This is a genomic window from Marinobacter changyiensis (assembly GCF_009193265.1).
In the GTDB taxonomy this organism is placed as follows: domain Bacteria; phylum Pseudomonadota; class Gammaproteobacteria; order Pseudomonadales; family Oleiphilaceae; genus Marinobacter; species Marinobacter changyiensis.
Genome location: NZ_VZZZ01000005.1, coordinates 224,737 through 249,882, shown reverse-complemented (window position 1 = coordinate 249,882; position 25,146 = coordinate 224,737). Strand labels below are relative to the sequence as shown.

At 57.7% G+C, this 25,146-nt stretch carries 27 protein-coding genes; 13 read left to right on the top strand and 14 right to left on the bottom strand.

The genetic code is table 11. The features are described 5' to 3' along the window. Window positions 1-4: 4 nt before the first annotated feature. Together F6Y09_RS14600 and F6Y09_RS14595 are read left to right on the top strand one after the other, a co-directional pair. Window positions 5-3,973, top strand: a complete 3,969-nt coding sequence (locus F6Y09_RS14600) for a YhdP family protein (RefSeq protein ID WP_152207666.1) — start codon at window positions 5-7, stop codon at window positions 3,971-3,973. A gap of 77 nt (window positions 3,974-4,050) precedes the next feature. Then, a complete protein-coding gene (locus F6Y09_RS14595) occupies window positions 4,051-4,914 on the top strand; it encodes a carbon-nitrogen hydrolase family protein (RefSeq protein ID WP_152207665.1) in 864 nt (287 codons plus the stop codon). 32 nt (window positions 4,915-4,946) lie between these two features. Here the strand turns inward: F6Y09_RS14595 and yjgA are convergent, their stop codons facing one another. The 13 genes from yjgA to F6Y09_RS14530 all read right to left on the bottom strand — a co-directional run bounded on the left by yjgA (window position 4,947) and on the right by F6Y09_RS14530 (window position 15,410). Next, entirely contained in the window at window positions 4,947-5,483 is a 537-nt protein-coding gene (gene yjgA, locus F6Y09_RS14590; protein WP_152207664.1) for a ribosome biogenesis factor YjgA, read from the bottom strand. 37 nt (window positions 5,484-5,520) lie between these two features. After that, window positions 5,521-6,882 carry a magnesium transporter gene (gene mgtE, locus F6Y09_RS14585; protein ID WP_152207663.1) on the bottom strand — a complete coding sequence of 454 codons (1,362 nt, stop codon included), beginning with the start codon at window positions 6,880-6,882 and terminating at the stop codon, window positions 5,521-5,523. Between the two features lie 156 nt (window positions 6,883-7,038). Further along, entirely contained in the window at window positions 7,039-7,308 is a 270-nt protein-coding gene (locus tag F6Y09_RS14580; RefSeq protein WP_152207662.1) for an HPr family phosphocarrier protein, read from the bottom strand. Window positions 7,309-7,316: 8 nt separating this feature from the next. Then, the gene (gene rapZ, locus F6Y09_RS14575; protein ID WP_152207661.1) at window positions 7,317-8,198 is read right to left on the bottom strand and encodes an RNase adapter RapZ; all 882 of its coding nucleotides are present in this window, start codon (window positions 8,196-8,198) and stop codon (window positions 7,317-7,319) included. Window positions 8,199-8,265: 67 nt separating this feature from the next. Further along, the gene (gene ptsN, locus F6Y09_RS14570) at window positions 8,266-8,733 is read right to left on the bottom strand and encodes a PTS IIA-like nitrogen regulatory protein PtsN (protein WP_152207660.1); all 468 of its coding nucleotides are present in this window, start codon (window positions 8,731-8,733) and stop codon (window positions 8,266-8,268) included. Between the two features lie 84 nt (window positions 8,734-8,817). Beyond that, a complete protein-coding gene (gene hpf, locus F6Y09_RS14565; RefSeq protein WP_152207659.1) occupies window positions 8,818-9,126 on the bottom strand; it encodes a ribosome hibernation promoting factor in 309 nt (102 codons plus the stop codon). 118 nt (window positions 9,127-9,244) lie between these two features. After that, window positions 9,245-10,762, bottom strand: a complete 1,518-nt coding sequence (locus tag F6Y09_RS14560) for an RNA polymerase factor sigma-54 (RefSeq protein WP_152207890.1) — start codon at window positions 10,760-10,762, stop codon at window positions 9,245-9,247. A 147-nt stretch (window positions 10,763-10,909) separates the two neighbouring features. After that, window positions 10,910-11,635: an LPS export ABC transporter ATP-binding protein gene (gene lptB / locus F6Y09_RS14555; RefSeq protein WP_152207658.1), complete on the bottom strand. Its 726-nt coding sequence runs from the start codon at window positions 11,633-11,635 to the stop codon at window positions 10,910-10,912. After that, window positions 11,635-12,252, bottom strand: a complete 618-nt coding sequence (gene lptA / locus F6Y09_RS14550) for a lipopolysaccharide transport periplasmic protein LptA (RefSeq protein ID WP_246180546.1) — start codon at window positions 12,250-12,252, stop codon at window positions 11,635-11,637. The genes lptB and lptA overlap by 1 nt, the downstream gene beginning before the upstream one ends. After that, a complete protein-coding gene (gene lptC / locus F6Y09_RS14545; RefSeq protein ID WP_179959428.1) occupies window positions 12,230-12,838 on the bottom strand; it encodes an LPS export ABC transporter periplasmic protein LptC in 609 nt (202 codons plus the stop codon). Before lptC ends, lptA begins: the two co-directional genes overlap by 23 nt. Further along, window positions 12,835-13,413 carry a KdsC family phosphatase gene (locus tag F6Y09_RS14540; RefSeq protein ID WP_152207657.1) on the bottom strand — a complete coding sequence of 193 codons (579 nt, stop codon included), beginning with the start codon at window positions 13,411-13,413 and terminating at the stop codon, window positions 12,835-12,837. The genes lptC and F6Y09_RS14540 overlap by 4 nt, the downstream gene beginning before the upstream one ends. Beyond that, the gene (locus F6Y09_RS14535) at window positions 13,413-14,381 is read right to left on the bottom strand and encodes a KpsF/GutQ family sugar-phosphate isomerase (RefSeq protein WP_152207656.1); all 969 of its coding nucleotides are present in this window, start codon (window positions 14,379-14,381) and stop codon (window positions 13,413-13,415) included. The genes F6Y09_RS14540 and F6Y09_RS14535 overlap by 1 nt, the downstream gene beginning before the upstream one ends. Before the next feature lie 69 nt (window positions 14,382-14,450). Next, the gene (locus F6Y09_RS14530; RefSeq protein ID WP_152207655.1) at window positions 14,451-15,410 is read right to left on the bottom strand and encodes a calcium/sodium antiporter; all 960 of its coding nucleotides are present in this window, start codon (window positions 15,408-15,410) and stop codon (window positions 14,451-14,453) included. A gap of 194 nt (window positions 15,411-15,604) precedes the next feature. Between F6Y09_RS14530 and F6Y09_RS14525 the strand changes: the two genes are divergently transcribed. From F6Y09_RS14525 to F6Y09_RS14475, 11 genes are all read left to right on the top strand, one after another. Continuing rightward, window positions 15,605-16,417 carry an ABC transporter ATP-binding protein gene (locus F6Y09_RS14525; RefSeq protein WP_152207654.1) on the top strand — a complete coding sequence of 271 codons (813 nt, stop codon included), beginning with the start codon at window positions 15,605-15,607 and terminating at the stop codon, window positions 16,415-16,417. Continuing rightward, a complete protein-coding gene (mlaE, locus tag F6Y09_RS14520) occupies window positions 16,414-17,196 on the top strand; it encodes a lipid asymmetry maintenance ABC transporter permease subunit MlaE (protein ID WP_152207653.1) in 783 nt (260 codons plus the stop codon). Before F6Y09_RS14525 ends, mlaE begins: the two co-directional genes overlap by 4 nt. Window positions 17,197-17,226: 30 nt before the next feature. Further along, window positions 17,227-17,676: an outer membrane lipid asymmetry maintenance protein MlaD gene (gene mlaD, locus F6Y09_RS14515; RefSeq protein ID WP_152207652.1), complete on the top strand. Its 450-nt coding sequence runs from the start codon at window positions 17,227-17,229 to the stop codon at window positions 17,674-17,676. Window positions 17,677-17,766: 90 nt separating this feature from the next. Then, window positions 17,767-18,420 (top strand): MlaC/ttg2D family ABC transporter substrate-binding protein, encoded by a 654-nt coding sequence (locus F6Y09_RS14510; protein WP_152207651.1) that lies wholly within the window; start codon window positions 17,767-17,769, stop codon window positions 18,418-18,420. Continuing rightward, window positions 18,417-18,806 (top strand): STAS domain-containing protein, encoded by a 390-nt coding sequence (locus tag F6Y09_RS14505; RefSeq protein ID WP_152207650.1) that lies wholly within the window; start codon window positions 18,417-18,419, stop codon window positions 18,804-18,806. Before F6Y09_RS14510 ends, F6Y09_RS14505 begins: the two co-directional genes overlap by 4 nt. A gap of 89 nt (window positions 18,807-18,895) precedes the next feature. Further along, the gene (locus F6Y09_RS14500; protein WP_152207649.1) at window positions 18,896-19,141 is read left to right on the top strand and encodes a BolA family protein; all 246 of its coding nucleotides are present in this window, start codon (window positions 18,896-18,898) and stop codon (window positions 19,139-19,141) included. An 86-nt stretch (window positions 19,142-19,227) separates the two neighbouring features. Further along, window positions 19,228-20,490: a UDP-N-acetylglucosamine 1-carboxyvinyltransferase gene (murA, locus tag F6Y09_RS14495; RefSeq protein WP_152207648.1), complete on the top strand. Its 1,263-nt coding sequence runs from the start codon at window positions 19,228-19,230 to the stop codon at window positions 20,488-20,490. Window positions 20,491-20,532: 42 nt separating this feature from the next. Next, window positions 20,533-21,171 carry an ATP phosphoribosyltransferase gene (gene hisG, locus F6Y09_RS14490; RefSeq protein WP_152207647.1) on the top strand — a complete coding sequence of 213 codons (639 nt, stop codon included), beginning with the start codon at window positions 20,533-20,535 and terminating at the stop codon, window positions 21,169-21,171. 212 nt (window positions 21,172-21,383) lie between these two features. Further along, complete coding sequence (hisD, locus tag F6Y09_RS14485; RefSeq protein WP_152207646.1) at window positions 21,384-22,691, top strand: histidinol dehydrogenase; 1,308 nt, start codon at window positions 21,384-21,386, stop codon at window positions 22,689-22,691. 10 nt (window positions 22,692-22,701) lie between these two features. After that, window positions 22,702-23,757: a histidinol-phosphate transaminase gene (gene hisC, locus F6Y09_RS14480; RefSeq protein WP_152207645.1), complete on the top strand. Its 1,056-nt coding sequence runs from the start codon at window positions 22,702-22,704 to the stop codon at window positions 23,755-23,757. Between the two features lie 71 nt (window positions 23,758-23,828). Then, the gene (locus F6Y09_RS14475; RefSeq protein ID WP_152207644.1) at window positions 23,829-24,602 is read left to right on the top strand and encodes a Nif3-like dinuclear metal center hexameric protein; all 774 of its coding nucleotides are present in this window, start codon (window positions 23,829-23,831) and stop codon (window positions 24,600-24,602) included. A 94-nt stretch (window positions 24,603-24,696) separates the two neighbouring features. Here F6Y09_RS14475 and F6Y09_RS14470 read toward each other — a convergent pair whose 3' ends face one another. Continuing rightward, a complete protein-coding gene (locus tag F6Y09_RS14470; RefSeq protein WP_152207643.1) occupies window positions 24,697-25,134 on the bottom strand; it encodes a Z-ring associated ZapG family protein in 438 nt (145 codons plus the stop codon). Window positions 25,135-25,146 lie beyond the last annotated feature (12 nt).

The following is a 25,146-nucleotide window of genomic DNA, read 5'->3' as shown; positions in this document are numbered from 1 at the left end:
TTGCATGTCCAGTTTCCCCGCTGAGTCCCGCTCACGCAGCCCGTTGGTCAATGGGCTCTTTCGTGTTGCGAGTCTGGTCTGGTGGCTGGTGCTTGTTGTGCTGATCTTGCTGGCGCTTTATGCCGGTCTCGGGCGCCAGCTCACCAAAGATATCGATCAGCACCGCACCACCCTTGAGCAACGGCTCACGGAAGAGCTTGGGCAGCGCGTGACCATCTCCGGACTCAGCGTCAACTGGCAGTGGCTTGACCCGGTAGTGACGGCCGATGGCCTGGCGTTGTATTCCCAGGTGGAGGCGGATGGGAAGGCATCGAACACGAACCCGGAGCCTGTGATGCGGCTGCGCCAACTGAGGCTCCGTCTTGATAGCCTGGCTTCCTTGCTGCGATTCCGGGCGGTGTTTCGGGAATTCGAAGCCGACGGTCTGGATCTTACCGTTACCCGTACTGAAGCTGGCGAAGTCTCTGTTGATGGGGTGGGGCAGCTGGCCGCCGTTGGCACCGGAGCAACCGAACCCGAAATCTACACCGGCGGCGCTCAGGTGTGGATCGACCGGCTCGGGATCTGGCTGTCTGATCCCTATATTCGCATTACCCGGATCAACCTTGGCATTAACGTGCCGGGCGAAGATATCCGATATCTGGACATCCCCCAACTGGATCTGATTTACGAGCGTGGGCTTTTCCATGCCAGTGGCCGGGCGATGCGGTCCGGGACAACTATCCAGGTGGCCCGCTTCAACCTTTCGGGCCATCACTTCTTTCGCGGTGGTTTTGACGGTCAGTTGTATCTTGACGTCAATTCCGGCCGGCTATTCGATGGCCTGGTCCAGGGGTTCGGCTGGCAACATCTGACCGTGCTGGGTTTTGACGTCGTAGGGCAAGCCTGGCTCGATTTCGAAGACGGCCAACTGGCCCGGGTGCAGGGCGAAGTCAAGGTACCTTACCTTCAGCTGGAAGCCGACCAGGAGACCCTCGCGCCGATAGAAGATATTCGTGCTGATTTTGGCTGGCGCCCCGCAGGTTCGGGTAACGATGCAGAAGCTGGGGGCAAAACGTTTGGAGAGCTTCACGTCCGGAATCTGGCCTGGCAATGGACGACCACCAATGCGCCACCTTTCGATGTCAGGGTGTCCCTGACCGACGGCAAACTGGAAATCATCGGTCGGGATATTCCTGTGGGCCCGCTACAGCGGCTCAGCGCCGACTTGCAGTTGCTGCCGGGCGTCGCCAGCCGGGCACTGACCAGCTACCAGCCCAAGGGCACGCTGCGAACCATGATGCTGACAGTGCCCTCTGCGGCGGGAGAGGCCTTTCGCCTGGAGGCCGCTCTGTCTCAGATCAGTGTCGTAGCCCACAACGGCGCACCGGGCGTTTCGGGTATCGATGGCCGACTCTACATGACTCAGGGTGGGGGTTGGGTGGATGTTGACAGCGAGGTACCCACCGTGGGTTTTCCGGATCTGTTTCGCGCACCCTGGCAGTTCAACGCGCTGACGGCCAGAGTGGCCTGGCTGTTGGAAGGCGATGTCATCCGGGTTTTTTCTGACAATATACGAATGGATTATCAAGAGGCGGCCGCGTTCTCAGGCGGGTTTGACCTCCGCCTCGATCGCACCGGGGAGGATACGCTGGGCTTGCAGGTCGGGGTCCGGCAGGGTGACGCCGGTATGCTGGCAGACTTTGTTCCGTCAAAGGTTGTCAGTAAAGAGCTATACAACTGGCTGACGGAATCGATTACTGAAGCAACCATCACCGAGGGTGTGTTCTACGGGCATGGCTTGATCGGTAGCGGCGGGCCTGCAGGCTCTTTCACGTCGTCAATGAATTTCCGATTCGCGGATGCCACGGTGAAATACGATCCGGCCTGGCCCGCGGTGACCAACGCCGGTGGTGAGGTGGTGGTCCACAATGGCCGTGCCGATGTCCTGCTGAACCAGGGTGAAACCGGTGGGCTGACGCTGGCTCCCAGCAATGTGATGGTTGCGGAGCAGGACGGCGATGGCGGTGTTCTGATTTCTATCAATACCGCCGCGCAAGTGCCGGGTAAGGCCATCAATCACTGGCTGGACACGACACCCGTGGGGGAGATGGCAGGCGCATCTGGCCGAAGTTTACAGTTCGGGGGGGCTTATGATCTCAGTCTCGCACTGGTGTTGCCCCTTGATTCCGAACAGCCCATCAGTGTTGATGCTTCGGTTACCACCGGCAACGGCGAAGTACGTTACCCGGAGGCGGATTTGCTCTGGACCGGCCTCAGCGGACGGTTGGCTTATAACACGGCCTCGGGCTTCTCCCCGGAAGCGGTTACCGCAAGGTTTTTGGGAGAGCCGGTAGAGGTTCGCCTGAGTGAGACGGGCGAGGGCCTGAAAATTGTCCAGACCGGCAGCATCCCGGCTGCCACGCTGCTGCAGCAAGCGGGAGTGGCCTCGCCCGACAGCCTCGGCATCACCGGCGCCACCGATTATCGTGTCACCCTGGTGGTGGCGAAGGATGCCGCCGCAACCCTGGAGCTGAAGGCAAGCCTGAAGAATATAGCGATTGACTGGCCCGAGCCGTTGGCGAAGTCTGCCGGCACGGAGGTGCCCCTGACCGTTATGGTTGACTGGCGGACAGACAACGGCATAGAGCTTGCCGGCGACTGGCACCAACGTCTTGCCTATCGTCTGAAGTGGCAGGATGGTGTGTTTGACCGCGGGCGTATTGCTCTGGCCGCCCGGTCCACCGAGTTGCCCCGCGATAGCGGCCTTAACATCGCAGGTCCGCTCAGGCAGCTCGATACCGAGCGCTGGCAGGCAGCATTCTCCCGCTTTGCAGGCAACGGCGATAATGCCGGGCCTGGCTCCGGTGACCTCTATACCTGGCTGGACAGCATTGATCTCACAATTGATGAGTTCGTCCTTGCCGGTAACAGCTTCCCGCAAGTGACGCTCAGGGCCAGACCGGAGGCCTATGGCTGGATATTCGACGCGGTGTCCGAGCGCCTGACCGGCCGGGTAATGATTCCATCGGGCCCTGACAGTGAGATTCAGGTCGGTATGGAAAAGCTGCAGCTAACACCGGTAGCCCCTGCTCCTGAAGCAACGGAAGAGACACCGGTTGTGCTCAGCCAGGTTGAGGCTTTCCGGGCGCTGGGGTTGGAGAATTGGCCGGACGTGGCGGTTCGCATCGACTCCTTCGGGGTGGGCGATAGTGACTATGGCGCCTGGTCATTCCGGCTTGAACCGGAACAGGACAAGCTGGAGGTGCCGAATCTCAATGGGCGTCTGAATTCACTGCTGTTTACTGGCTTTATGAGTTGGGGGATTCAGGGCGATAAAGCGACGACCCGACTGAACGGCGAAATGAAGGGTGGCAGCCTGGAAGATCTGTCGGCGCTGGTCGAGGGTGACGTGCCATTTCGTAACCAGCAAAGCCAGATGGCACTGGATGTTACCTGGGCCGGACGACCGGACGAATACGCTCTTGAGAAGCTGGATGGGACCATCAGTATGCGGTTTGACGATGGCGTCATCCTCGAGCGCAACAACACGGCCCAGTTATTCCGGATATTCAATCTCCTCAATTCGGATACCCTGATGCGGCGGCTCAAACTCGATTTTTCGGATTTGTATGAGGCGGGTGTGGCTTTCGATGCGATTTCAGGTCAGGCCAGGCTCGCTCATGGTACGTTGACCTGGGACCCGGAGCTACAAATCGTCGGTCCGTCGGGAGCCTTCAAGCTCTCCGGCACCTCGAATCTGGAAGCTGAGTCTCTCGATATGCGACTGGTGGTGGTGCTTCCGTTGACCCAGAATCTGCCATTGGCCGCGCTGTTGCTGGGAGCGTCCGCGCCCATCGGCGGGGCCCTGTTCGTGCTGGACAAAGTTTTGGGTGATCCGTTGAGTAAACTGACCAGTGCCACCTATAGTGTAGGGGGAAGCTGGAAGGAGCCGGATGTGCGGCTTCGTAGCGTCTTTGATACGGGTAATTAGACATTTCCGATACCCGATAACCAATGTTGGGCAATGCACAGTCAGTGCCCTGATGATTCCTGGGTGGAGTTGTTGCTATGACGGAGAGTAAGTCGGGTAAGGTTGAGCGTAAGCCGGGGAAGGTTGCTGCAATTCAGATGGTCAGTGGTCCCGATATTCAGGACAACCTCAAAGCAACCGGGAAGCTGCTGGCAAGCGCCTCCCGGGGCGGCGCAAAGGTGGCGGTGCTGCCGGAGAACTTTGCCGTTCTCAGTGCCAGCCAAATGCTTGACCAGGGCCGCCGGGAATCCGAAAGCGAAGGTGTGATCCGGGCTTTTATCGCTGAACAGGCCGCCAGGTTGGGTCTCTGGATAGTGGCGGGTTCCATGCCGTTGGCTGCCCGGCCTGATGGCCACATCATCGATGACCGGGTCCGGGCCGCCTGTCTGGTCTTTGATGATACCGGCGCCGAGGTGGCCCGGTATGACAAGATCCATCTGTTTGATGCCGTAGTGGAAGATGCTCAAGGTCAGTACCGGGAGTCAGATACCTTTGAGCCCGGTAGTTCCGTGGTGACGGTTGAGACGCCGGTGGGTGTGTTGGGGCTGGCTATCTGCTATGACCTGAGATTTCCGGAGCTGTTTCGTGCCCTGAGGGCGAAAGGCGCAGAGTGGATAACCTTGCCCAGTGCCTTTACCTATCATACCGGTGAGGCGCACTGGCACGCGTTGTTGCGGGCCCGGGCCATCGAGAATCAGCTCTGGATGGTTGCTCCGGGGCAAGGAGGGCAGCACAGTGCGCGCCGGCGAACCTACGGGCACTCCATGGTCGTGGATCCGTGGGGCAGAATTGTACAAGAGCGGCAAGAGGAAGGTCCGGGCGTGGTGCTAGCCGAACTCGATAGCGAGCTCCTTGAGGAAGTGCGCACCCGCATGCCGGTCTGGACTCACAGACGGCTCTAGTGTCCCGTCTGGCCGCGCTTTAACCGGCAGCCTCAGGGTTGCCGGGTTTCGTGCTCGTCGATACGCTCTCGCAGGAAGCGGAACAGCTTTTTGGAATGTCCGGTATTGTGCTCTTTTTCCGCATCCCGGCGGGCGTTGCGGACCAGGTTTCGCAGGTGCTGGACTTCTGCCACCGGACAGTACGCCATAAACTCGCCTACCGCAGTGTCCCCTTCGGCCACCATGCGATCGCGCCAGCGCTCGGCAAGATGGAGCCGACGGGTGTGTTCATTACTGCCGGCATCACAGGCTTCAACCGCTTTGAGCAAAGCGTCGAGATCGTCCTCGTGGCGGATAATTTTCCCCATATATTGCAGGTGTCGCCGCCGGGCTTCGTTCTGCCTGATATTTTTTGACTCGAGGATAGCGGCCCGCAGGCGGTCACTCATGGGCAGCGCAGCAATCTGGTCGCTGCGAAGGTCCATGATGTGGGTGCCCAGATCCTGCAGGGCATGCATCTCCCGCTTGAGCTGGGATTTACTCTTGCCGGACTCGTCTTCGAGCTCGTCAGTATTGGTTTGATCAATCATTCAGGGGCCTGTTGTATTTGGTCTGACTGGGTCAGCGTCAAGCGTAAAATAGGGTGGCCAGTCCCAGAAAAGCCAAAAAGCCAACAACATCTGTCACGGTGGTGAGGATAACACCTCCGGCCAAAGCGGGATCGATGTTGCGGGATTTGAGGAAAAGTGGCAACACGGTTCCAACGATAGCCGCCGCAATCAGGTTGATAATCAGGGCGGACGCAATGATAGCGCCAATCAGCACATCCTGGAACCATGCGGTGGCGGCTATTGAGACAACCACTGCCCATAACAGCCCATTGAGGGCTCCTGCCATAAACTCCCGGTTCAGCAGCCAGCGGACGTTGGTCGCACTGATCTGGCCGACGGCCATGCCACGGATAACGAGGGTGAGGGTCTGGCTGCCCGCAATGCCGCCCATACTGGCTACAATCGGCATAAGCACAGCCAGCGCCACCACCTTCTCAATGGTGGCCTCGAACAACCCGATCACGCCGGATGCAATGAACGCTGTCATCAAATTGATGCCAAGCCACACCGCGCGTCGACGAGTGGTTTTCATCACCGGCGCAAAGGTGTCTTCGTCCTCGTCCAGACCTGCCATGCTCATCAGGGAGTGATCCGCATCCTCCCGGATAACGTCGACCACGTCATCGATGGTGATGCGACCGAGCAGCTTGCCACCGTCACCTACCACCGGGGATGATATCAGGTCATAGCGTTCGAACAGGGTCGCGACCTGGGTATCTGACATAGCAACCGGAATCGGCTCAATGTTGGTGTCCATGACTTCGCGAACCGTCGCCCCGGGGTTTGAAACGAGCATCTTTGTGATGGGCAGAACGCCGATGTATTCGTCTCTCCGGCTGACCACAATCAGGCTGTCGGTCATCGGTGGCAGGGTTCGGTGACGGCGCAGGTAGCGCAACACCACATCAATGCTGATATCCGGGCGCACCGTAATGGTGTCCGTGTTCATCAGGCCGCCGGCGGTGTCTTCCGGGTAAGCGAGTACTTCCTCTACCCGCTGGCGGTCCTGTTCGTCCATGGTGTCGAGCACTTCCTGAATTACGGTATCAGGGAGTTGCTGCAACAGGTCGGCGAGGTCATCCGACTCGAAATCCTCGATGATGGTGGCGAGTTCCTGGGCATTCAGCTTGCTCAGGAAGTAACCACGAATATCATCGTTCAGATATTGAAGGACTTCGCCTTCGAGATTCTTGTCGACCAGATTCCACAACAGCGCGCGCTGACGTGGCGGAGAGGATTCCAGCAGATGAGCGATATCACTGGGGCTGAGGCCCCCGTTCAGGATACGGGCAACCTGCTTTAAAGCACCGCTGTCGAGGGCTTCGCCAAGAGAACGCAGCCGCTGGCGGGCCTGGCTTTTTTCCAGAATCTCTGCCATGAATCACCCACGGTGTAAACTGGCCAGGTTAGCTCGGGAACAGAGCTTGCCAGCGTTGATCGAAAAGGCCGATGCTTGAAAACCGTTTTATTATAGCGGAGTTATAGCAGAAACGTGAGCCATTGGGGTAGGTGAATTCCGTAGACTGGATGAAACCTACTCGCCCTCACCGAAATAGTCGGCGATCAGCTCTACCAGGGCCGCATTGGCATCTTCCTCGTCAGGACCATCGAGGATCAGTTCTATCTCGGTATCCTTGCTCGCGGCCAGCATCATGACCGATAGAATGCTTTTGGCATCCACCTCGCGGCCATCCTTTCCGAGCAGAATGCGGCTGTCGAACCGGGAGGCAGTACTGACCAGTTTGGCGGCGGCACGGGCATGCAAGCCGAGCTTGTTAACAATCAAAACTTTGTGACGAATCATAACCGGTATCAGGACTCAGAAGGCTTGAGGTGCGGGAGTTCAGAATGGCGAACCTGGACGTTGCTGTAGTTGTCAGAGAAATACTTGCCAAGTTGCTCACACAGGTAAACCGACCGATGCTGACCGCCGGTACATCCGACTGAAATGGTCATGTAGCTGCGGTTGTTGCGGGCAAAATCCGGTAACCAGGTTTCCAGCAGCCGGGTGAGGTCGTCAATCATCCTTCGGGTGGCAGGTTCGCTTTCGAGGAAGCTGGCGACTTCGGGGTCCAGCCCTGTAAAGCCTCGCAGGCTGGTGTCCCAATAGGGGTTTGGCAAACACCGCACATCGAAGACGTAGTCGGAATCTACCGGCACTCCGTGCTTGAACCCGAAGGACTGGAACAGCAGTGCCAGTTCCTGTTCCCGGCGCCCCGCGATGCGCTGCTTGACCATGTCGCGGAGTTCGTACATCGACAGACCGGTGGTATCAATATGCAAATCGGCCAGACGAGCCAGCGATTCGAGCAGAAGTTTTTCATTGACTATGGCTTCTCTGAGCGACGTCCTGTCGTCACTCAGTGGGTGTTTTCTGCGAGTGGCATGAAAACGTTGCAGCAAAGACTGGTCGGTGGCATCCAGAAAGACAATCTCGACAATCAGCCCAGACTGTTGCAGTTGCTCGTAGATGCTTTCGAAATTGGCAATTTCATCCGACAGGTTTCGGGCATCAATGCTGACCGCAATCTTGCTGAGACGGCTGGCTGACGAATTGGTGATGGCCTCCCGGGTCAGCGGAAACAGCAGGCCAATCGGCAGGTTATCGATGCAGTAGTAGCCGAGGTCCTCAAGTACGTGCAGGACAGTACTTTTCCCCGAGCCCGATCGGCCGCTTACGATAATCAGTTTCATGGTAACCGTCCTCAAAACGCCGGTGTCTGGACAACAGAGACAGGCCGGGGGTTACCCCGACGCACAATCAGGTCTTGCCGGTCATCCGTTGATAAAGGCTGCTTGCGTCCGTGCATTGTCGCAGCTGGTCACAGAAGGTTCTGTCGTTGAACTTTTCTGCCAGTTGGCTGAGCAGCTCCAGGTGTTCGCTGGTAGCTTCTTTAGGCACGATGAGCGCGAACAGGAGATCGACGGGCTGATTGTCGATGGCGTCGAATGCGACACCCTCCTCAAGCGTTATAAGAGTCCCTACAACGTGGGAGCAACCTTCAAGCCGACAGTGAGGAATGGCAATACCCTGGCCAATGCCGGTGCTGCCGAGCCGCTCGCGAGACACCAGATTATTGAATATCTGGGTCTCGTTAAGTTCAGGATCGTGTTGCGCGACCTGCTCTGCGATAAATTCCAGGATGCGCTTTTTACTGGTTCCGGGTACCCGGCAGAGGGTCAGATCCGGGCTCAGTATGGTTTCGATGGTCAGTGATGTATCCGTCATGAATCGACAGTATTTCCGTAAAAAAGCTGCGACACGTTTCGGATGCCGCAGCGGGAATCAGCCGTATGGTGGTGGGCCGGTCGCCTAGCGGGCAGCCGCACCATGCATACGATCAACGTTTTTTTCTTTGTGCTTCAGGACCTGTCGGTCCAGCTTGTCCACAAGGGCATCTATTGCTGCGTACATGTCTTCGTTTTCCGCCTTGGCGTGAATCTCGCCTCCGATCACATGCAAGGTGGCTTCCGCCATCTGTCGTACTTTCTCGACCTCAAGCGTGACCTGGCAGTTACTGATGTGGTCAAAGTGTCGCTCGAGTTTCTCAAACTTGCCAGATACATACTCTTTAAGTGCGGGAGTCAGATCAACATGGTGACCTGAAATGTTGAGTTGCATAGGCTTCTCCTATTATCGGAATGCCAGCACGTAGTGTGCCCGGCGGGTTGCCCGGTCCATTGTGGCGACGGGCGATGATTCCGTGTCAGACACCGCAGGCATTGCGGGCTGCAGTTCTTTAAACCAGTCTTTTGCGCTCATTGGATGGCGGAATATGCATCGCTTCCCGGTATTTCGCGACGGTCCGTCGGGCTACGTTGATGCCCGTATCACCCAACATGGCGGCTATTTTGCTATCGCTTAGCGGTTTCTTGGGCGTTTCCGCCGCAATCAGTTTTTTGATCATGGCACGGATTGCGGTCGAGGAACACTCCCCACCTTCGTCGGTACTGACATGGCTCGAGAAAAAATACTTGAGCTCAAAAATACCGCGCGGAGTGTGCATGAACTTCTGGGTGGTTACCCGTGAAATCGTCGACTCGTGCATCTCGACTGCCTGGGCGATATCAGACAATATCAGCGGCTTCATGGCTTCTTCACCCTGATCCAGAAAGCCCTGCTGATGCTCTACAATTCTCGTTGCCACTTTTAACAGCGTTTCATTGCGACTCTGCAGGCTCTTGATAAACCACTTGGCTTCCTGCAGCTGATCGCGCATATACGTGTTATCAGAACTGCTGTCTGCGCGCTTTATGAGTGAAGCATAGCTGGCATTCACACGAATGCGCGGAGCAATTTCAGGATTGAGCTCTACCCGCCAACGATCACTGACCTTGCGAACAATCACGTCAGGTATGACGTAATCTGGTTCAGCCCGGTCAATGGCGTCGCCAGGGCGGGGATTCAGCCCGGTGATCAGTGCAAGTACCGATTTTAGCTGATCTTCCTTGAGCCGGCTGCGGCGCAGGAGCTGGGCGTAGTCCCGGTTGCCTAACAGATTGATGTAATGGGTAATCACCAGCCGGGCCTGGGGTAACCAGGGCGTCTCTGGAGGCATCTGCTGAAGCTGTATGAGCAGGCACTCCTGGAGATTTCGGCAGAACACGCCCGCAGGGTCAAAATGCTGGAGACGATGCAGCACGGCCTCCACCTCGTCGAGTTCGAGTGGGTCGTCTTCGGCTTCATCCACCAGGCCTGAGTGAATATCCTCAATGCTGGAGGTGAGATACCCGCGTTCGTCTACAGAATCCATCAGGGCGTAGGCAATCGCCCGGTCCCGATCGCTGAGGGGCGTCAGGTTGAGCTGCCATTCAAGGTGATCCTGCAGGGTTTCAGTAGGCGAGTTACGGGTTTCAAAATCGTGATCGTTTTCGTCGTCGTTACGGGCGGACGACGCAGGGGCGGACTGGTAGATATCATCCCAGGCGGTGTCGACGGGCAGGTCATCCGGTATGTCACTGGGGATTTCGGTTTCGCTTGCCCAGTCGGGACCATTTTCGACTTCATCCCAGCTGGTATCCGCCGGTTCCGGGTCGGAACGTTCCGTGCTGGTTTCGCTGTGATCGAGACCGTTTTCCTGCTGGGCTTCCGCTTGTTCTTCGTCTTCAGGGGTTTCCAGCATGGGATTGGATTCAAGCGCCTGCTGGATTTCCTGCTGAAGGTCCAGGGTAGACAACTGAAGAAGCCGGATTGCCTGTTGCAGCTGGGGTGTCATGGTCAGACTTTGACCCAGCTTTAACTGCAGAGAGGCTTTCATTACCATGGTTTGAGTTCCGTCACCCGTTGATGTCCGGTGCTGCGACAATGAAAAAAGTGTTACTTGCTGGCAACTTGGCTATACAAGCAATATCTCTGCCGAAGTGTACTTGCTTGATGGGGTGCAAGACAATTCATCTGTTCACACCTAGAGCCTGAATTCGTTGCCCAGATAAACTTCCTTGACTTGCTCGTTGGCGATAATGTCAGAGGCCGGACCTGAGGCAATAATACGGCCGCCGCTGACAATGTAGGCGTTCTCGCAGATATCCAGCGTTTCCCGCACGTTGTGATCCGTGATCAGTACGCCTATGCCTTTGTCGCGCAGGTGCCGGATGATCTGCTTGATGTCACTGACAGAAATCGGGTCTACCCCTGCGAAAGGCTCATCCAGCAAAATGAACGCCGGCTCCACTGCCAGTGCCCGGGCAATTTCCACCCGCCGCCGTTCGCCACCGGACAGGGCCATGCCAAAGCTGTCACGGATATGGGTAATGTGAAACTCCTCAAGCAGCGATTCCAGCTTTGATTCGCGCTGGGCCTTGCTGAGTGCTTTGCGGGTCTCCAGAATTGCCATGATGTTGTCACGCACCGTGAGCTTGCGAAAGACGGAGGCCTCTTGCGGCAGATAACCAATGCCTTTTCTGGCCCGCCCATGCATCGGTAGCGGGGTGATATCGTCAGCATCAATGGATATCCGGCCGTTGTCTGCCGGCACCAGCCCGACAATCATATAGAAACACGTGGTCTTGCCCGCGCCGTTGGGGCCCAGCAGGCCGACAATTTCACCGCTGTGGATTTCCAGGGAAACGTCGATAACGACCTTTTTCTGTTTGTAACTTTTCGCCAGGTTGCTCGCTCGCAATACTGCCATCAGGGCTTATCCCCGGTCGTGGATGAGTCGGATGAAGATGCCGGCCTGGCGGCGCCGCTGCGGGGCTGTATAACCATTTCTACCCGCCCTTGGGGCTCGCCGTCCCGAGTTGTGCCTTCGGCCGTCACAATTCTGGCCGTAATGTCATACTCGATGCGGTCGCCGCGGAAAATGTTACTGGCCTGTTCAATAACCGCTTCTTCCTCGAGGGTGAGCTGACTGTCTTTGGCGGTGTAAGTGATTTCCAGGGCTTGAGCGTCGGTCTCGGCCTGATCGCCCATCGCAGGATGCTTGTAGCGGGCCGGGGTTCCAAACGCTTCGATTCGCTGTACACCTGCCTGATCCCGGTACAAGACCACCCGGTCTGCGGTCAGGCGGGTCTGGTCCTGGGTCACCACCACATCACCGGTGTAGGTTGCTTCGCCTTTGCTGTCATCCAGCCGGGCGCTGTCGGCACTGACCGAAATCGGGCTATCAGAATTCAGGTCAAAGGCCACGGCCGGGGACGTTGTCAGCCACAGCGCCGCAGTGATCGAAGACAGCATTGCCAGCCTGTATAAGTGGCGCTGGCTGAGAAACGGGTTAAGGGTCAAGTCAGTTTGATTGGGGCGTGTCATAGCGTCCTTTAACCTGTGAGTGAAGCTCAAGAACCCGGTCGTTGATCCAGGCCTTCATGCCGGTGGCTCGCGTCACGCCATGAGCCTCCGTAAGCACTACGGGCGTATCGGTATATACGGTACGCTGTTTATTATCCAGAGTCAGGTGCTCTGCTTCGAGGGTAGCGACCTCGCCATTTGCCAGCGGTCTGCGTACCAATACATCACCCTCCAGATCGATAATGTCCTTGTCTTCCTGGAACTCTCCCCGATTCGCAGTCATTCGCCAGGTGGTATCGGAGTCGGGGTCATGGAGGGTGGCGTCGGGCTGTGACATCGTAGCCAGGTTCCGGGCTTCGAACTGCTCGATCCGGGGGCTGTAGATAACGGTTTCAAGCTGGCCATTGATATCAAAAGAGCGATAACGCCCGTCCACCACAAAGCCATCCGGCTCGCTGGGGCCCCTTAGCGCCAGGGCGTCGGAGGGCTCACGGCTTTCCTCGCTCTGCCAGAGCAGGGATCCGAGCACCAGGCCGGTGCCCGCCAGGGCTGCCATTCTGGTGAGACGGTGAGACATCAATAGAGAGAACAGACCGGTGATCGTCATTGGCCACTCGTCACCTTGGCGTCCAGCAGATAGTCGGCGAGCAGGGCGTCGAGGCGGTTCTGGCTGGCCAGAATCAGGTCGCTCAGCTCCCGCACGGCACCGGTGCCTCCGCCGGCGGTGGTGCAATAATCGGCGTGCTGTCGGACAAACCAGTGGCCATTCGGCACGGTAACGCCAAGACCGGCAAACTGGATCGCGGACAGGTCCGGGAGGTCATCGCCCATATACGCTATTTCATCCGCCGTGCGCCCGAGCTGGGTGGCGAGCTCAACAAGCGCGTCCAGTTTGTCCTCCCGTCCCTGCAGCAGATGTTTGATGCCAAGATCGCTGGCCCGTTTTGCGGTTAGCGGTGAGCTGCGCCCGGTGATGATGGCTACGTCCACTCCGGCGGTCATCAGCTGTTTGATGCCGAGACCGTCCAGAATATTAAAGGCCTTGAGCTCGTCCCCTTGCGCACTGAACAGCAACTGGCCATTGCTCATGACGCCGTCCACATCCAGCACCAACAAACGGATGCTGGCCGCTTTACGGGCTATGTTGGCGGGCACGGAATCAGGGGCTATGGAGAGCGACATCAGATAACCCCCGCCCTGAGCAGATCGTGCATGTTGATCGCTCCGGTCAGCTCACCTCGCCGATTGATGACCGGCAGGGCGTTTATTTTCAGCTCTTCCATCATATTCAATGCCTCGGCGGCGAGCTGGTCATCGTGAATAGTCTTGCCGTTTCGCGTCATCACGTCTGCTATCGGTGTGTTGTGAATATCAATGGCATGATCGAGAGTTCGTCGCAAATCGCCGTCTGTGAAAAGCCCCAGCATGTGGCCAGTGGTATCGACAATGGTCGTCATGCCCAGGCCTTTTTGCGAAATCTCCAGCAGGGCGCCACCCAGGGTCGTTTGCGGTGAGACCCTCGGGATACGGTCACCCGTATGCATGATGTCAGACACCCTCAGCAGCAGGCGTCGCCCCAGTGTTCCGCCGGGGTGAGAAAACGCAAAATCTTCAGCGCTGAACCCGCGGGCCTCCAATAGGGCCACCGCCAATGCATCGCCCATCACCAGTGTCGCCGTGGTACTCGAGGTGGGTGCCAGCCCCAGTGGACAGGCTTCCAGCGCCACGCTGACATCGAGATTCGCGACCGCTTCCCGGGCCAGGATGGACTCGCTGTTGCCGGTCATGCTGATCAGCGGAGCCCCCATGCGTTTGATGAGTGGCAATATGGTCAGCACTTCGGCGGTATTACCGGAGTTCGAGATGGCCAGCACCACGTCCTGGTTGGTGATCATACCCAGGTCGCCATGGCTCGCTTCCCCGGGATGCACGAAGAAAGAGGGTGTGCCGGTGCTGGCGAGGGTGGCCGCGATTTTGTTGCCGATGTGCCCGGACTTGCCCATACCGGTGACAACCACACGTCCCTTGCAGGCCATGATGGTTTCACAGGCCCGAACGAAGTCCTCATTGATCCGGGTTCTTAAGGCGTCAATGGCGTCCCGTTCGATGGTGATGGCCTTGAGGGCGAATTCAATGTAGCGCTGGTTCATACCGGTCCTGAGTTAATGCGTCTTGAAATGAACAATGGCAAATACCGGGTGCTCCGTAAATGCCTTATGTCAGACTAAGGAAACCACCAGCCAGGTGGTGTAGCCCGCATAGATGGCCAGCAGTATACCACCCTCGAGTCTGGCCAGTTTTCCCTTTCGTTGCATGCTGTAGGCGAATACGCCCAGCAACACGGTCAGTGCGGCCATGGTGCCGTAATCTCTGAGAATTATCTCGGTTGACAGGTCCATGGGTCCCAACAGGGCTGGCACGGCAAGGACGGCCAGCAGGTTAAACAGGTTTGAACCGACTATGTTACCCAGTGCCATATCCTGATGTCCTTTCAAGGCGGCGGACAGGGAGGCTGCAAGTTCCGGCAGGCTGGTGCCAATCGCGACAATCGTCAGCCCGACAATAAGCTCGTCGATGCCCAACCCGATGGCCAGCTCCGACGCGCCCCAGACCAGCAAACGGGCACTGGCAATCAGAATGATGAGGCCGCTCAGGAAGTGAAAGACAGCCTGGCGGTGGGATAGACGGTGGCCTTGTTCGGGGATTTCAAAGATGTCTTCAGCGCCGGTTTGGTTACGCCAGACCAGGAACCCCAGCGATAGGGCCAGCATCAATAGCAACAGCATGCCATCCACGGGCGAAAGCCGGTAATCCAGAAACAACAGCCAGGCAAACATCGTCGCAGCCAAAAGAATCGGCAACTCACGGTATAACACCGCTTTTTTGAGGGGAATGGGGGCGATCAGGATGGTAAAGCCAAGAACCAGGCCGATATTGGCAATGTTTGAACCAAGGGCATTGCCCACCGCAAGCGCCGGTGACCCGGTCAGAGAGGCCAGGGTGGAGACCAGGATTTCAGGCGCCGAGGTGCCAAAGGCGACCAGAACAAGTCCGGTCACCATCGGCGGCAGTTTCAGCACGTCGGAGCAGCCCACCGCGCCGTTGATAAAACGGTCGGCGCTCCAGGTCAGTAACGCCAGGCCAATTACGATGGCGCCGATATAAAGGCCAAAAGTCATGGTAAGCCTTGATTGTCCGGATGAAATGTCTTTCAGGTGAACTGACCGTTGCAAACAGGATATTTTGTGGAGCGGTCATTGAGCTCGGGTGGAACTTATCATAATGTACCGCTCATTAAGAGCCACAGATCAACCACCAACGCTCCGCCCGCGGCTGGCTCAAAGCGGAGATTCACAGGCAAGCCGGATACGTTATGGCGTCCTCTCCCTATATAAGCTTTGACAATGTTCGTTTTTCCCGTGGCGAACACACCATATTTGAGGGTGTCACGCTTGATATCCCCAGTGGCCTGATCACCGCCATTATGGGCCCCAGCGGCACCGGGAAAACCACTCTGCTCAAGCTGATTGGCGGCCAGTTAAAACCGTCATCCGGCAAGGTCACCGTGGCAGGCCATGACGTCTCGACCCTGAGTCGCAAGGCGCTCTACGAGCTTCGCGAGAAAATGGGCATGCTGTTTCAGAGTGGTGCCCTGTTTACCGATATCAGCGTCTTTGAAAACGTGGCGTTTCCTCTTCGGGTGCACACCCGGCTGCCGGAGGAAATGATTCGCGACATCGTGTTGATGAAGCTTGAGGCTGTCGGCCTTCGGGGTACCCGCAGTATGATGCCTTCCGAATTATCCGGAGGCATGACCCGCCGGGTTGCGCTGGCCCGTAGCATTGTCATGGACCCTGAGTTGATCATGTACGACGAACCGTTCGCCGGTCAGGACCCCATTGCCATGGGCGTACTGGTCAAGATGATCCGTGACCTCAACAGCGCCATGGGGCTGACCAGTGTGCTGGTGTCCCACGATGTGCCGGAAAGTCTAAGCATTTGTCATTTTGCCTGCATTGTTTCTGACGGCAAGATTATTGGCCAGGGCACCCCGGACGAGCTTCGCGAACACCCTTCCGAGCGCGTTCAGCAGTTCCTGACCGGGCAGCCAGACGGGCCCGTGCCGTTTCATTACCCGGCACCGGACAGCGCCAGTGACTGGGGTCTGGGCGAGATGTCCCGATGATGGAGTCCATCGCACGTCTGGGCCGAAATGGCCTCACAGCAATCGGATCGCTGGGCCGCTCCGGCACTTTTTTATGGCGGGTGCTGGTGGGTGTGCCAAACCCGCGGGTCGGCACGCCTTTACTGATACGCCAGTTGTACTCCGTTGGCGTGCTATCTCTGGTGATCGTGGTGGTGTCCGGGCTGTTTATCGGGATGGTGCTTGGCCTCCAGGGCTATACCATTCTCAGTGATTTTGGCTCCGAGCAGGCCATCGGGCAGATGGTGGCATTGACCCTGGTCCGGGAATTGGGCCCGGTGGTAACGGCGCTGTTGTTTGCGGGGCGGGCCGGCTCGGCGTTGACCGCAGAAATCGGTTTGATGAAAGCAACCGAGCAGCTGTCGAGTATGGAAATGATGGGCGTTGATCCGCTGCGAAGGGTGGTGGCGCCGAGATTCTGGGCCGGTTTCATTTCGCTGCCGTTGTTGGCGGTGATCTTCTCGGTGGTGGGCATTTGGGGTGGCATGCTGGTCGGAGTTGAATGGCTTGGCGTATTTGAAGGCGCCTTCTGGTCCAATATGCAGTCATCGGTCAGTTTTACCGAGGACGTGATGAACGGGGTGATCAAAAGTGTGGTGTTTGGCTTCGTCTGCAGCTGGATCGCGGTATTTCAGGGTTATGATTGTGTGCCCACCTCGGCCGGGATCAGTTCCGCGACAACGAAAACAGTAGTGTATTCTTCATTGGCGGTGCTGGGGCTGGATTTCATCCTGACGGCCGTTATGTTTGGTGGGTTCTGAGGCAGTTAAAGCTGTATCCGGGAGAGTGACATGGCGCAAAGAACTACGGAAATTATCGTCGGGTTGTTTATGATTGCAGGGTTTGCGGCCTTGTTAGTGCTGGCCCTGCAAGTGAGCGGCCTGTCACTGAAACCGGCGGGTGATACCTACACCGTCTACGCCGATTTTAACGATGCCGGCAATCTGGCTCCCCGGGGCAAGGTTTCCATGGCGGGCGTGACGATCGGCCGGATCCGTGACATCACCCTGAATCCCGAGACTTTTCAGGCCCGGGTCGCCATCGACATCGACGCGGCGTACAGTTCGATTCCGGCAGACAGTTCCGCAGTAATACGTACATCGGGCCTGCTTGGAGACCAGTATATTGACATTTCCGTAGGTGCGGGCACCGATTCGCTGTCCGCTGGTGATGATTTTTATGAAACCCAGTCGGCAATGAATCTCGAGCGGATGATCACCAACTTTGCAACGGGTCGCTGATTCAGAGGCTCCCTAACCCTGACACAGTTTCCGGCTGGTTAACCGAGACACCGGAAGCACCTGTACTTAACGCTCGGACAGGAGAAATGCATGGCTTTAAAACGGACATTGCTGCCGGTTGTCGCCCTGGTTATCGCCGCCTTGCTGGGGTCGGTGCAGGCCAGTGCCAATGAGGACCTGCGCAGCTACGTTGACAAGAACACCCAGCAACTGGTTGACAGGCTGAACTCCGAGCGTGGCCTCTACTCGAAGGATCAGGAAGCGTTTTACGAAAGCATGGACGAGGAATTGCGGGACTTCGTGGATTTTCGTCGCATAGCCGCCCGTGTCATGGGACGTTATGCCCGCCAGGCAACGCCCGAGCAACGGGATGAATTTGTTGAGAAGTTCAAGCGCAGCCTGTTCGACAGTTATGCCCAGGCCCTGGTCGATGCAGAGGATTTCACTATTGCGGTCAAAGAGGCCACCGTTGATCCTTCCAACGACAGTCGCGCATCGGTGGCTATGGAAGTGGAGTCCGCCGCGGGCAACCGTTACCCGGTCAGCTATTCCATGTACCGCAATGATGAGGGTCAGTGGCTGATGGAAAACGTGATCGTCGAAGGCGTGAATATCGGTTTGGCATTCCGTGATCGTTTTGCTCAGGAAATGGAAGCAAAACGGGGCGATGTTCAGGCGGTCATTGATGACTGGAGCAAGGCGGCCGGGTCGCTGGACCTTGACGACGGCGCAGCAAAGTCATGACAGACCGGGCCGCCCCGTCTATCAGCCAGCAGGGTGGTGGTACGCTGGCGGTTTCCGGATATGTCACCGCGGATAACGTGGTTGGCCTGAGGAACCAGGGTGAGCAGCGGCTGGGCGCCATCAATAGCGCACATGGAGAGGTCGAGATCAACCTGACCGGGGTTGAAAACGCCCACAGCATTCTGCTGTCGCTGCTGCTCTGTTGGCAGCGGGCAGCGATAGCCCGCCACCAGACCCTGATCTACTCCGGCATCAGCGAACGCTTGCTGTCACTGAGCACACTGAGCGGGCTGAACCAGCACCTGCCAGGCTTTGATCGCGCCCCGGCTGTTCGCACGGATGCGCTCCCGGATGTTCCCTCAGAGCAGCGTGTTCAGGAGCACTGAGGAACATTCTTTTGTCCCTTTGTTTAGCCCGCGTCCGTAATTGGTTACAATTCCGCCCCTGATTTATAACAAACCCGAGGATCTATCCTATGGAAGCCCAAGAAGCGGCCGAATTGGTCAAGACAGCGCTGCCTGATTGCGAGATTGAAGTGCGCAGCGAAGGCAACCATTTTCTGGTCATTGCCATCGGGGACCGTTTTGAAGGGTTGTCGCGGGTGAAAAAACACCAGCTGATCTACGGCATCCTCAACGCCCAACTGGCTGAGAATACGATTCATGCGCTGACCATAAAAGCCTTCACGCCTGCAGAGTGGGCGGCCCAGCAGGGTCAGTAGAGCGGCCTGCCAGTCAGCCCTTCGGGTTCTATCTATCGCAATTGCAATTGCGGTGCCCGGCCCTTGAACATTACAGGACTTCAATTTTGGATAAATTACTGATTCGTGGCCGTGCGCCGCTGGATGGAGAAATACGGATTTCCGGCGCCAAGAACTCTGCGCTGCCCATACTCGCATCGACGCTGCTGGCGGATGAACCCGTCACCATCGGGAATCTGCCGCACCTCCACGACATCACCACCATGATTGAGCTCCTCGGAAGCATGGGCGTGGAGATGATGATCGATGAAAAGCTGAGTGTTGAAGTTCACGCCAACACCATCAAGCATTTTCACGCGCCTTATGAGTTGGTCAAGACCATGCGCGCCTCCATCCTGGTGCTGGGCCCCCTGGTCGCTCATTTTGGCGAGGCGGAAGTGTCTTTGCCTGGCGGCTGCGCCATTGGCAGCCGGCCGGTCAACCTTCACATCCACGGTCTTGAAATGATGGGTGCGGAAATCAAGGTTGAAAACGGCTATATCAAGGCCAAGAGCAATGGCCGCCTGAAGGGCGCCCACATCTTCCTGGATATGGTCACGGTGACCGGGACAGAAAACCTGATGATGGCGGCGGCCCTGGCCGATGGCAAAACCATTCTGGAAAACGCCGCGCGGGAGCCAGAAGTGGTGGATCTGGCGGAGTGCCTGATCGCCATGGGAGCCGATATCAAAGGCCATGGCACCGCCACCATCGAGATCAACGGTGTGAAACGGCTGCACGGTTGCCGCTACGACGTGCTGCCGGACCGGGTTGAAACCGGTACCTACCTGGTCGCTGCGGCCGCGACCGGTGGTCGGGTCAAGCTCAAGGATACCCGCGAGGAGCTGCTTGAAGCGGTGTTGATCAAGCTTGACGAAGCCGGAGCCAACATCAGCACCGGTAAAGACTGGATCGAGCTGGACATGAAGGGTAATCGCCCGAAAGCGGTGAGTGTGCGCACGGCGCCTTATCCTGCGTTTCCGACCGATATGCAGGCCCAGTTTGCGGCGATGAATGCCGTGGCAGAGGGCACCGGGACCATCGTGGAAACCGTGTTTGAAAATCGCTTCATGCATCTGCAGGAGCTGATTCGCATGGGCGCCGATATTACCCTGGAAGGTAACGCCGCCATTATCAAGGGCGTCGACCACCTCACCGGGGCGCCGGTCATGGCGACGGATCTGCGTGCCTCGGCGAGCCTGGTTATTGCCGGGCTGGTGGCTGAGGGCGACACCATTGTAGACCGTATCTATCACATTGATCGTGGCTACGAATGTATCGAAGAAAAGCTGCAGTTGCTGGGCGCGACGATACGGCGCATACCAGGCTAGAACGAACCCTGTTGGCCTGAAATTAACTTACCGGAAGGGATCATGACAGAGACCATCACCATCGCGCTGTCGAAAGGGCGAATCCTCACGGAAACCCTGCCGCTATTGAAGGAGGCCGGGATTGAGCTCCTCGACGACGTCGAAAAGTCCCGCAAGCTGGTGTTCCCGACAACCAACCCGAACGTCCGGCTGCTGATTATCCGCGCCACCGACGTGCCGACCTATGTTCAATACGGCGGGGCAGACCTGGGGGTGACCGGCAAAGACGTGCTGATGGAACATGGCGGCGAAGGGCTCTATGAGCCCCTGGACCTGAATATAGCCCGCTGCAAGCTGATGACCGCGGGCAAGGTCGGGCAGCCCGCGCCAGAGGGTCGAATCCGGGTAGCCACCAAGTTCGTAAAACTTGCTCGTCAGTACTACGCCTCTCAGGGTAAACAGGCGGATATCATCAAGCTGTACGGTGCCATGGAGCTGGCTCCGATACTCGGGCTGGCCGATGAAATTGTCGATGTTGTCGATACCGGCAACACCCTGAAGGCCAACGGCCTCGAAGCCCGAGAATTGATCGACCACATCAGCAGCCGCCTGGTGGTTAATCGAGCCAGCATGAAAATGAAACACAGCGCTCTGAAACCCATCATTGAGCAGATGAGCGCAGCCGTAGAACGCCGGCGCTGAGCCAGACCAACCCGGATCGGTTAAAACCGCTCCTACAAGGAGCATGGCGCTTGTTCTGGTCTTTGTAGGAGCGACCTTAGTCGCGAATCGGTGCGAGGCGCGACTATTTTTCGCGGTTAAAACCGCTCCTACAGTGAGAGATTGGCACGTAACTGAAAGCGGATGGCGAGCACTGGACCATCCCTATAACCGGATATTGAAGAGGACAACCGATGACCGATGTCGCAGTGAAGCGCCTGTCAGCTGCACAAGCTGACTTTGATACCTGCCTTTCCCGGCTTTTGGCCTGGGAAGACAGCGTCGATGACCAGGTTAACGAATCGGTTCGTCATATCCTGCGCTCGGTCAAGACTCGTGGCGATGCCGCGGTGCTGGAGTTCACGGCAAAATTTGACCAGCTGCAAGCCAACAGTGTGGCGGACCTTGAGGTATCCCGGGAGCGCATGCAGGCGGCACTGGAATCCATACCCAAGGAGCAGCGGGAAGCACTGGAAGCCGCTGCCGAGCGAATCCGTGATTACCATGAGCGCCAGCTCCAGACCTCCTGGCAGTACCAGGATGCCGATGGCACAGTGCTGGGCCAGAAGGTCAGCCCGCTGGATCGCGCCGGTATCTACGTGCCTGGTGGTAAGGCCGCTTATCCTTCCTCAGTGCTAATGAATGCCATACCCGCCAAAGTGGCCGGCGTGGGCGAAATTATCATGGTGGTGCCGACCCCTGCCGGCGTGGTCAATGACATGGTACTGGCGGCAGCGGCTATCGCCCGGGTCGACCGGATATTCACTCTGGGCGGCGCGCAAGCGGTCGGTGCGCTGGCCTATGGCACTGAGACGGTGCCGGCGGTCGATAAAATCGTAGGGCCGGGCAATATCTTTGTTGCCACCGCCAAACGGGAAGTTTTCGGTACCGTGGGTATCGATATGATCGCCGGACCCTCTGAAATTCTGGTGATCTGCGATGGCAAAACCGATCCGGACTGGATCGCCATGGACCTGTTTTCCCAGGCCGAGCACGATGAGCAGGCGCAATCAATTCTGATCAGCCCGGACAAGGGCTTTCTGGATCAGGTTGAGGCGAGTATTCGCTCCTTGTTGCCAACCATGGAGCGTGCCGACATCATCGCCGCTTCAATCAGCGGCCGGGCGGCTTTGATTGAAGTCGCCGATCTGGCGGAGGCGGCCAGGGTGTCCAATCGTATCGCGCCGGAGCATCTTGAACTGTCAGTGGAGGACCCGGAGGCGCTCATCGAGCTGATTCGTCACGCCGGTGCCATTTTCATGGGCCGCTACACAGCTGAAGCCCTCGGAGACTACTGCGCAGGGCCAAACCACGTCTTGCCGACCTCGGGGACCGCGCGGTTTTCCTCACCGCTGGGGGTGTATGACTTCCAGAAGCGCTCGTCGATTATCGGGTTCTCCGCGGCCGGCGCCGATCGCATGGGCCGGGTGGCCTCGGTGCTGGCCCGGGGGGAAGGGCTGACTGCTCACGCCCGCTCCGCTGAATACCGTATCAAGTCCTGAGGAAAGTCCTATGAGTCGATTCTGGAGCCCTCTGATCGCCCGCCTCGCCCCTTACACGCCGGGTGAGCAGCCGAGAATGGCCAATCTGGTCAAGCTCAACACCAACGAAAATCCCTTTGGTCCTTCGCCCAAAGTCATTGAAGCCATCCGGGGCGAGATCGGCGACAACTTGCGCCTTTACCCGGACCCGGAGAGCGAACAGCTCAGACAAACCATCGCCGACTACTACGGCGTCACCAGGGACCAGATCTTTGTCGGCAATGGCTCGGACGAAGTGCTTGCCCATGTATTCCAGGCCTTGTTCCAGCCCGGCGCGCCGGTTCTGTTTCCCGATATCACCTACAGTTTCTACCCGGTTTACTGTGGTCTGTTCGGAATTGAGGGCAAGACCGTCCCGCTGAACGATAAGTATCAGATCGAACCGAGTGATTACGCTCAACCCAACGGGGGCGTTATTTTCCCCAACCCCAACGCGCCCACGGGTGTGGCCATGGAACTCGCCCTGATCGAGCAGATTGTGCAAGCCAATCCGGACAGCGTTGTCGTCGTTGACGAGGCCTACGTGGACTTCGGCACAGCCAGTGCCATTGCGTTGGTGGACCGTTATCCGAACCTGCTGATCACCCAGACCCTGTCAAAAGCCCGCTCGCTGGCGGGTCTGCGGGTCGGGCTGGCCGTTGGCCACAGGGACCTGATCGAGGCCCTGGAACGGGTCAAGAACAGTTTCAATTCCTACCCGCTGGATAAGCTGGCCCAGGTCGGCGCTCAGGCAGCCTTTGAAGATGAAGACTGGTTCGAACATACCCGTCAGGCGGTGATTTCCGAGCGGGAACGGTTGACCGGCGGCCTGCAGAAACAGGGTTTTGACGTATTACCGTCAAAAGCGAATTTTGTATTTACCCGCCATCCGGCACATGCTGGTGAAACCCTGGCCCTGGCGTTGCGGGAGCGGGGCATTATCGTCCGGCATTTTCAGAAACCCCGAATTTCCGAGTTCCTGCGTATAACCGTCGGCACTCCGCTGCAGAACGACGCCTTGCTTGATGCGCTCGGGGATATTGTCTGATCAATGTTTGGAAAGAGTTTGAACCGGGTATGGACGAGGTTTGGAAGAAGCCTGGATCTGGAGAATCAGCTATGGCGACAAAGGCAACAAAGGCAACAAAGGCAGTAAGCCGTAACGACCTCATGCAAACGATGAACCGGTGGCTTGAGCCCGAGCGGTTTCAGGACTATTGCCCCAACGGTCTGCAGGTGGAGGGAAAATCCCAGGTGAGGCACATCGTGTCCGGTGTCACGGCCTCCCAGGCATTGATCAACGAGGCCATTTACGTAGGCGCCGATATGATCCTGGTCCATCACGGATACTTCTGGAAAGGTGAAGATCCGCGTATCCAGGGCATGAAGCGGGCCAGAATCAAAGCGTTAATGGACTACGATATCAACCTGGTGGCCTATCACTTGCCGCTGGACGACCATCCCGAGTACGGCAACAATCGTCAGCTGGCAAAGATCCTGGACATCCAGGATGCGGTACCGCTCGACGGCCTGGTGTGGGCCGGGACTCTTGCCAAGCCACTTTCGCCCCAGGCGTTTGCGGCGCACCTTCAGCTCTGCCTCGACCGTGCGCCATTGGCGGTCGGAACCGGGCCGGACCTGATCAAGCGCGTCGCGTGGTGTACCGGCGCAGCGCAGGGGTATATCACCAAGGCGCTGGACGCCGGCGTGGATGCGTTCATCAGTGGAGAGATTTCAGAGCCCACAACCCACACCGCACGGGAATGCGGCATCCACTACTTCGCCGCCGGCCACCACGCCACCGAGCGCTACGGTGTGAAAGCCTTGGGTGAGGCACTGGCAAATGAATTTGGAATTACACACCAGTTTGTCGATTGCGACAACCCGGTTTAGCGGTGTAGGAGCGACTTTAGTCGCGAATCTTTCAGGCTCATGAATCGCGGTTAAAACCGCTCCTACAGGGAACGCGAAACCCTGATCCCCAGACTCAGCTACTTTCCTTCTCTTTCTTCGGCAGCCCGAAATCTTCAGCAAGCGTGCCTTTTTCCTTCGGGTCACTCTTGGGCGCGTAATCCCTGGGCGGTTCAAAACCATCGGCTTGATCCGCCTCTATGCGCGCCTTGGTCGTCGTCTTCTCGATTTCTTCCAGCCAGTCTTCGTCGTTGCAGAGCCGGTTGGCGCCGCGGGCCATGTGCTGGTTTACGTCCCGATAAGTATCGTTAAAGCGGCGCAGCAAGTGGGCAGACTCCATAAAGTGTTCATTCACCTGAGCCTGATAGCGGGTGTATTCGCTCTTCAGTTCGTCAATCTGTTGTTCCACGCGACGCTGGCGCAGGTTCGGACTCTGGTTTGAACGACCGATCAGCACGCCGGCAATCAGGCCGATGATCAGTGCCGCGGCGGCAATCAGGATCAGGTTCGTCATAGGTTAATTCGT

What these genes read in the sequence shown, in the direction of transcription:
- F6Y09_RS14600 (WP_152207666.1), top strand. Translation starts at nt 5, where the DNA reads ATGTCCAGTTTCCCCGCTGAGTCCCGCTCACGCAGCCCGTTGGTCAAT.
- F6Y09_RS14595 (WP_152207665.1), top strand. Translation starts at nt 4,051, where the DNA reads ATGACGGAGAGTAAGTCGGGTAAGGTTGAGCGTAAGCCGGGGAAGGTT.
- yjgA (WP_152207664.1), bottom strand. Translation starts at nt 5,483, where the DNA reads ATGATTGATCAAACCAATACTGACGAGCTCGAAGACGAGTCCGGCAAG.
- mgtE (WP_152207663.1), bottom strand. Translation starts at nt 6,882, where the DNA reads ATGGCAGAGATTCTGGAAAAAAGCCAGGCCCGCCAGCGGCTGCGTTCT.
- F6Y09_RS14580 (WP_152207662.1), bottom strand. Translation starts at nt 7,308, where the DNA reads ATGATTCGTCACAAAGTTTTGATTGTTAACAAGCTCGGCTTGCATGCC.
- rapZ (WP_152207661.1), bottom strand. Translation starts at nt 8,198, where the DNA reads ATGAAACTGATTATCGTAAGCGGCCGATCGGGCTCGGGGAAAAGTACT.
- ptsN (WP_152207660.1), bottom strand. Translation starts at nt 8,733, where the DNA reads ATGACGGATACATCACTGACCATCGAAACCATACTGAGCCCGGATCTG.
- hpf (WP_152207659.1), bottom strand. Translation starts at nt 9,126, where the DNA reads ATGCAACTCAACATTTCAGGTCACCATGTTGATCTGACTCCCGCACTT.
- F6Y09_RS14560 (WP_152207890.1), bottom strand. Translation starts at nt 10,762, where the DNA reads ATGAAAGCCTCTCTGCAGTTAAAGCTGGGTCAAAGTCTGACCATGACA.
- lptB (WP_152207658.1), bottom strand. Translation starts at nt 11,635, where the DNA reads ATGGCAGTATTGCGAGCGAGCAACCTGGCGAAAAGTTACAAACAGAAA.
- lptA (WP_246180546.1), bottom strand. Translation starts at nt 12,252, where the DNA reads ATGACACGCCCCAATCAAACTGACTTGACCCTTAACCCGTTTCTCAGC.
- lptC (WP_179959428.1), bottom strand. Translation starts at nt 12,838, where the DNA reads ATGACGATCACCGGTCTGTTCTCTCTATTGATGTCTCACCGTCTCACC.
- F6Y09_RS14540 (WP_152207657.1), bottom strand. Translation starts at nt 13,413, where the DNA reads ATGTCGCTCTCCATAGCCCCTGATTCCGTGCCCGCCAACATAGCCCGT.
- F6Y09_RS14535 (WP_152207656.1), bottom strand. Translation starts at nt 14,381, where the DNA reads ATGAACCAGCGCTACATTGAATTCGCCCTCAAGGCCATCACCATCGAA.
- F6Y09_RS14530 (WP_152207655.1), bottom strand. Translation starts at nt 15,410, where the DNA reads ATGACTTTTGGCCTTTATATCGGCGCCATCGTAATTGGCCTGGCGTTA.
- F6Y09_RS14525 (WP_152207654.1), top strand. Translation starts at nt 15,605, where the DNA reads ATGGCGTCCTCTCCCTATATAAGCTTTGACAATGTTCGTTTTTCCCGT.
- mlaE (WP_152207653.1), top strand. Translation starts at nt 16,414, where the DNA reads ATGATGGAGTCCATCGCACGTCTGGGCCGAAATGGCCTCACAGCAATC.
- mlaD (WP_152207652.1), top strand. Translation starts at nt 17,227, where the DNA reads ATGGCGCAAAGAACTACGGAAATTATCGTCGGGTTGTTTATGATTGCA.
- F6Y09_RS14510 (WP_152207651.1), top strand. Translation starts at nt 17,767, where the DNA reads ATGGCTTTAAAACGGACATTGCTGCCGGTTGTCGCCCTGGTTATCGCC.
- F6Y09_RS14505 (WP_152207650.1), top strand. Translation starts at nt 18,417, where the DNA reads ATGACAGACCGGGCCGCCCCGTCTATCAGCCAGCAGGGTGGTGGTACG.
- F6Y09_RS14500 (WP_152207649.1), top strand. Translation starts at nt 18,896, where the DNA reads ATGGAAGCCCAAGAAGCGGCCGAATTGGTCAAGACAGCGCTGCCTGAT.
- hisG (WP_152207647.1), top strand. Translation starts at nt 20,533, where the DNA reads ATGACAGAGACCATCACCATCGCGCTGTCGAAAGGGCGAATCCTCACG.
- hisD (WP_152207646.1), top strand. Translation starts at nt 21,384, where the DNA reads ATGACCGATGTCGCAGTGAAGCGCCTGTCAGCTGCACAAGCTGACTTT.
- hisC (WP_152207645.1), top strand. Translation starts at nt 22,702, where the DNA reads ATGAGTCGATTCTGGAGCCCTCTGATCGCCCGCCTCGCCCCTTACACG.
- F6Y09_RS14475 (WP_152207644.1), top strand. Translation starts at nt 23,829, where the DNA reads ATGGCGACAAAGGCAACAAAGGCAACAAAGGCAGTAAGCCGTAACGAC.
- F6Y09_RS14470 (WP_152207643.1), bottom strand. Translation starts at nt 25,134, where the DNA reads ATGACGAACCTGATCCTGATTGCCGCCGCGGCACTGATCATCGGCCTG.